The sequence below is a fragment of the Roseobacter sp. genome (assembly GCF_024639605.1).
Taxonomy (GTDB): Bacteria; Pseudomonadota; Alphaproteobacteria; order Rhodobacterales; family Rhodobacteraceae; genus Roseobacter.
On record NZ_JAHEHZ010000165.1, the window covers coordinates 1 to 6,562 of the forward strand.

The window sequence follows — 6,562 nt, forward strand, 5'->3', positions numbered from 1 at the left end:
CCGCAACGCGCCAGCCGGTCCCGTGTGCACAGCCCAGCATGTCCGACCTGCTTTGAGCCATCAGCGTATTTTGTGATTTCACCAGACCGCGTTCAACTCTGGTGGGTGCATTGGCATGCATGGCATAAAGGAGCCACACGTTCCCTCCGGCGCAATGAACTGCACATTTCCGGCTTCTGAATAAGCGGACTGATATTGATCAATGTATCGCGCGGCAGAGCTGTACCATCGTGCATATACCTGCCCTGACCGCACCCGCCAGCCGCGAGAAAAACAATAGCGCACAAACACTTTTGCGCGAATAGCCCGCGTTTTCCGGTGCGTTGGGTTTCGGCAATTATGTCCGGCAGGGCACGGGATCAGGCTCAAAGCTGCTGATCGGTGATCTGTCCGAAATTGCACTGTCTGCACGCGCTTACGTGCCAGCGTCTGAGTACAGGATAGCGCTGCTGTCACGTCCCGGTGATCGTATGCTGGTGCACAATCGCAATCGGGCTTTCGAAGCCTACCTGACCGGTTATCTGGGATTGTCGGATGTGACTTTTCACCAGTGCGATACCGGAAACCTCGTGCCCGTGACGAAACAGGCCTGGGCCACGCCGCGGCATGTGGATGTATTCGCGCCGATCGCACGGCAGCACGAGGGGCTGACATTGCTGCCCTTGCCATCCGAAGGTCCTCCACAGCCTGACGGTCTCTTCGAACAGCGTGTCAGGACCAGTATGGCCACATTTGCCGGGGCTGCGCCGTCCTCTCTGCCGGACACGGTCCGGACCCGGATCGGATCGCAGGACCTGCGCATTGCTCGCGTCCTGCAGCGCCTCGGTTATTATGGCCGTTGCAGTCTCGATGCGGTGCTTTGTCAGAACGCTTCAGAACCACCAACGATCCATTGGATCGGATGCAATGGCAGGTGGGGCGGTGTCTCGATCGCGTTAACGGCTGCGCGTCAGCTCACGTAGGCAGCCGCTGACCTCGCCATTTCGATTATGCAGGAGCATGTGCCCGACCTGTTTGTGAAAACCGGCGATCTTCCGGACCGGCCGGGATGCATGCTGTTCCGGCGTGGAGGCGCTTTGCCGGGTGTGGTCATAATGTCGCCTCTGAGCATCCCTCGGGGACGCGTCAGAACCTCACGTCCCCTGCCCGGAGCCAGAAAAGCGCCGACAGATAGCGGGACGCTGCCGTTCAGATTCTATGTGAAGACCGGACGCAATGATCTGCGTCACCTCCGGACCTGCGCCTCTTCTTCGCGCTTTTCTGTCTGGCAACTGCTTTTTACTGCGGTGCGGTCTCAGGCTCCTGGTTTCCTGCAACACGCTTCTAAGGCTTCCTTGCACGGCCTGTTCCGGCAAAGCCCCGGGATTACAGCATCCCGCGTTGCGCGTCAGGGCACACAGCGCCCGGGGGTCCGGCTGAACCTCGCAAAATCATTCAGGTTGACTGGCATGGGGTAAGATACATCAGTCGCGCACGAAACCTGCGAATGCCCGTTTTGACGCCGTTTTCCCGGCAGGAAGCAGTAAGATCAGCTTTTCAAAGGCCTGGATAAACCCCGCTCCCTCTTCTTCGGTAATTGCGCGCCCTGAGCCATGAGACGCAGGCTGTAGGGGGCGCGCAGAGCAACGGTATGACTGGCTAAAATACCAGTCCTTCTTACCCGGCTTTCACCGGTGCGGTTTGATATTCATCAATGGACATCCCCTGTTTCTTCTTACTAACATGCATCGGGGTCGCCTCCTTGATCGTTGGCTGCGGAGCGGGCTCCGCTGTCATTCACCAGGTCTTTCGTGCAGGAACGGACCGGCGGCCGCCTGACAGAGATACGAGATCAGATGGCGCGTAAGACAAGAATGCCAAAGGCGAAACGCACGCCGAAATCGCCGGGTGCCATGGGCAGGGTAACAGCGAATTCCGGCAAGTTACTTCCTGTCGTAGGCATTGGTGCCTCTGCAGGAGGCCTTCAGGCCGTCAGCGCTTTTCTGGACAATGCACCTTCCAAAAGTGGTGCCGCCTTCGTGCTCGTCCATCACCTCGACCCTGATCATGAAAGCCTCATGGCTGGTCTTCTGGACAAGCACACCGATATGCCCGTGATGCTCGCCAGGGACAGACAGCCGGTTGAGCCCGATCATGTCTATGTCATCCCGCCCAACAGCTATCTGGAGATCAAAGCCGGGACTTTGGTTCTTTCTGAGCCGAAAGACCGCCGTGGAACACGCATGCCAATCGACAGGTTCCTCAGGTCACTGGCAGCAGACCTCGGCCAGAATGCCGCCGCCGTCATCCTGTCGGGGACCGGCAGTGACGGATCAGCAGCAGTGCGGGAAATCAAGGAAAGCGGTGGCATTGTGCTGGTGCAGGAGCCTGCCGAGGCCGCGCATGACGGCATGCCGCGAAGCGCGATTGCAACCGGTGCGGCGGATCACGTTGTTGCTGTGGCGAAAATGCCTGAGATTATTGTGAACTATCTGCGGCATCCCTTCATTCAGAACGGACGCGCGAAAAAGGTCCCGGGCGAAAGTGCGAAGGGCTCACTCGACGAGATTATTTCCGTTCTGAAGGCCCACTCGCCAATCAATTTCGACCTTTACAAAGATGGCACGCTCCTGCGCCGGATCGAACGGCGGATGGCATTGCGGCATATGGAAAGCTCAGGCGATTACCTGGCGCTCCTGAAAGATTCCGCCGAGGAGGCGAAGCATCTTTGTGCCGATTTGCTGATCAGTGTCACATCGTTCTTCCGCGACAAAGAAGCCTTTGATCATCTGGACAATTCGGTGCTGGAGGAGCTGGTCAGATCCCATTCTCCGGGGCACCCGGTGCGGATCTGGGTACCAGGCTGTGCGACGGGCGAGGAAGCCTATTCGCTGGCCATGCTGGTGATCGAGAAGATCTCGACGCTGCGCAAGGATGTGAAGTTGCAGATCTTCGCATCAGACGTTGATGAGCGCGCTCTGAACGTCGCACGCGCGGGAGTGTATCCGGATTCCATTGCCGAAAGTGTTTCCACCGCTCGGCTGAAGCGATTTTTCATAAAGGAGGATCACAGTTACCGCGTGACGCCGGAACTGCGCGATAACATTGTGTTTGCTAATCAGAACATTCTGGCGGATGCGCCGTTCTCCAAACTGGACCTGATCTCGTGCCGCAATCTGATGATTTATCTCACGCCCGAGGCGCAGGAACGCGTCATTCAGATGTTCCATTTTGCCCTTAAGGATGACGGGGTCCTGTTCATGGGCATGTCCGAAACCGCTGGCAATAATGACGCAATGTTCCGGCCTCTTTCAAAGAAGTACCGCGTCTACAAACGCGTGGGAACTGCACGCGGTCGCGCGTTTGATTTCCCGATCAAACAGCGCCCGTTTGCGAGCGCAGCCGGCCTTTCCGCCGAAAATCCTTTGCCTGCTCCTGGCAACAAACTGGCCGACCTGAGCCAGCGGTTGCTGATCAAGCATTACGCCCCGGCTGCCGTACTGATCAATATGCAGTCGGAGACACTTTACTTTGAAGGACCCACGGACGATTATCTCAGAGTGCCCTCGGGCGAGAGCAGCCGTGATCTGCTGGCCATGGCCCGGCAAGGTCTGCGCACCCGTCTGAGCAGTGCCATACGCGCCGCACGGCAATCAGAAGCCGTCGCCACTGAAAAAGCTGCGATCATGCGTGGTGGCAAGAACGTCGGGGTGACGATAGAGGTGCATCCGGTCACCCTTGACGGGACACGGTTGCTTCTGGTGGCGTTTGCGGATCAACCGGATACGGCAACCATGCCGGCACCGGACGTGCCTGAAGGAACGATCAGTCATCAGCTTGAGCAGGAGCTTGAAACCACCCGCGCAGACCTGCGCAACACTATCCGCGACTATGAGCAATCGACAGAAGAGCTGAAGGCCGTCAACGAAGAAGCGATGTCGATGAACGAGGAGTTCCAGTCGACCAACGAAGAGCTTGAGACCTCAAAGGAAGAGCTGCAGTCGCTGAACGAAGAACTGACCACGCTCAACACGCAGCTTCAGCAAAAAATCGATGACGAACGGCGGGTATCGGATGATCTGAACAACCTGTTATCGAGTTCGGGTATTGCAACGCTGTTTCTGGACACTGAATTCAGGATCATGCGCTTCACGCCCGCGACGCGCGAACTCTTCAATCTGATCAGCAAGGATGTCGGACGCCCGTTCAGCGACATTACGGGCAGGGTCAGGGATCCGGACCTGCTGAAAGATGCCGAAGAAGTTCTTGAAACCCTCGTTTCAGCCGAATGCGAAGTCGAAGGCAATAACGGACGATGGTTCGTCCGCCGTATCCTTCCCTATCGCACGCAGAGCGGCAAAATTGATGGTGTCGTAGTGACCTTTTCCGAAGTATCGGAACTTAAGGCTTTGCAGCGCGAGACCGCCACCGCCCGGGAGTTTGCCGAGAGTATTATCAGAACAGTGCGTGAACCGATGCTGGTTCTTGACAACACTTTCAGAATAATTGCCGTCAGCCGGTCTTTCGACCGGATGTTTGCAACGGACGCAACCGATCTCGTTGGAAAGAACCTGTTTTCGATCCAGAACGGACAATGGGATGCACCGAAACTTCGTCAGCTCATGCAACACGTTTTGCCGGAGCAAACCACGGTCGAAGCGTTTGATCTGACACTGAACGTCGGCGATCATGGCCGTCGGGAACTGGTCCTGAACGCACGTCAGATCCTGGGGCGGCCGGAGGATGAAAAAAGCATCCTGCTGGCCGTAGAAGACGTGACAGAAAGGAAATCCGCGGAACAGGCGGTCCTGGATCGTGAAACGCGGCTGAGAGCCGTTCTTGACGCCGCCCCTGAGGCGATCCTGACCATTGATGAGCAGGGCGTTGTCGGAACCTTCAGCCCCGGCGCAGAGGATATTTTCGGATTCAGTGCCACGGAGGTGCTCGGCAGGAGCGTGAACATGCTGATGCCGGAGCCCGATCGCAGCAGACATGATGGCTATCTGGAAACCTACATTAAGACCGGTGAAAAGAAGATCATCGGCGTCGGGCGCGAGATGGATGCGGTCCGCAAGGATGGCTCACGTGTTCCGATCCGGCTGACGGTATCTGAACTGGAGCTGGACGGCGCGCGGCATTTTCTGGGTATCATGCACGATCTGACACTGGATAAGAAACGGCAGGCCGAGTTGCAGCGCGCTCAGAAGATGGAGGCGGTCGGTCAGTTGACCGGCGGTCTGGCGCATGACTTCAACAACCTGCTGACAGTTGTGATCGGCAATCTTGAACTGCTTGAGATGCGCACTGGCGACGAAAAGTTACATCAGCTGATTCATCAGGCGCTTGAGGCATCAACTCTGGGTGCAGCGCTCACCAGTCAGTTACTGTCTTTCTCCAAAAGTCAGTCTCTTGCGCCGGAAAGTGTTGCGTTAAACGATCTGGTGAAAACGATGCTGCCGATCCTTGAGCGTACCCTCGATGAACAAATCAGTATCGAAACCCTGCTTGCGGATGATCTGCGTGCCACGCTGGCTGATCCCGGACAAATTGAAAGCGCCATTCTGAATCTCGCTATCAATGCGCGCGATGCGATGCCGCATGGCGGAACACTCAGACTGGAGACAAGAAACGTTAAGCTGGATGCCGACTATGCCGCCGCACAGATCGATGTGCTGCCCGGTGACTATGTGTGCCTGTCTGTGGCGGATACGGGCGCCGGGATGTCACCTGAAACGCAGTCACGGGCGTTTGAACCTTTCTTCACCACAAAGGGACCTGGTGCCGGATCGGGTCTTGGACTGAGCATGGTCTATGGCTTTGCCAAACAATCGGAAGGACATGTGGTGATCAGCAGTGAGGTCGGAAAGGGCACGACGGTCAATCTGTTCCTGCCAACTGTCGACGCCCCCGCAGGCGAGAGAGCGTTTGAAAAATCCGGGCCTGCCTCTGCGGCGGGCGGCGAAACGATCCTTGTGGTTGAAGATGATCCAAAGGTCCTGCGCCTGACCGTCGCGCGTCTGGAAGAGCTGAACTATCAGGTCATCGCGGCCGGGAACGGTCCGGATGCGATGGATATTCTGAAAAAACGTGGGGATATAGATCTGGTACTGTCCGATGTCGTGATGCCCGGCGGTATGACAGGTTTCGAAGTCGCCGATCAGGCACTGGCGTTGCGACCCGATCTGAAAATCCTGCTGGCAACGGGCTATGCAAAAGGCGTTAATCCGACCGATGAAGCATCAGGCAAAGCTGCGCACAGGACCTTACGCAAACCCTACCGTATAAAGGAACTGGCGAGTGCTTTGCGTGAGTTGCTGGACCAGAACGTTTCATAATATCCGGAAGACAGGAGCAACCAAACGGCCAGCCCCGGCAGGATTCTGATCGCAAGGAATTAAATGCTGCGATAGATTAATTTCCGGAACAGTCGCGCAACCTGACGGTCTGATCCAACAGAGACGATTGCGCGCCCGTGACCAGGTTCGTCACGAGAATAAGTGGCGATGCGTGCTTTACCAGATGCACCGGCACGCGGGCGTGCGACCGCAGATATCAGCCTGCAATCAGTCGATCTGTGCTGTGA

At 56.9% G+C, this 6,562-nt stretch carries 2 protein-coding genes; both read left to right on the plus strand.

What is annotated here, in order from left to right:
* Positions 1-323: 323 nt before the first annotated feature.
* Complete coding sequence (locus Q0M35_RS16165) at positions 324-962, plus strand: hypothetical protein (RefSeq protein WP_295317213.1); 639 nt, start codon at positions 324-326, stop codon at positions 960-962.
* 873 nt (positions 963-1,835) lie between these two features.
* Positions 1,836-6,314, plus strand: a complete 4,479-nt coding sequence (locus Q0M35_RS16170; RefSeq protein WP_295317220.1) for a chemotaxis protein CheB — start codon at positions 1,836-1,838, stop codon at positions 6,312-6,314.
* Positions 6,315-6,562 lie beyond the last annotated feature (248 nt).

Coding starts and splice junctions, on each gene's coding strand:
- Q0M35_RS16170 (WP_295317220.1), top strand. CDS start 1,836: ATGGCGCGTAAGACAAGAATGCCAAAGGCGAAACGCACGCCGAAATCG.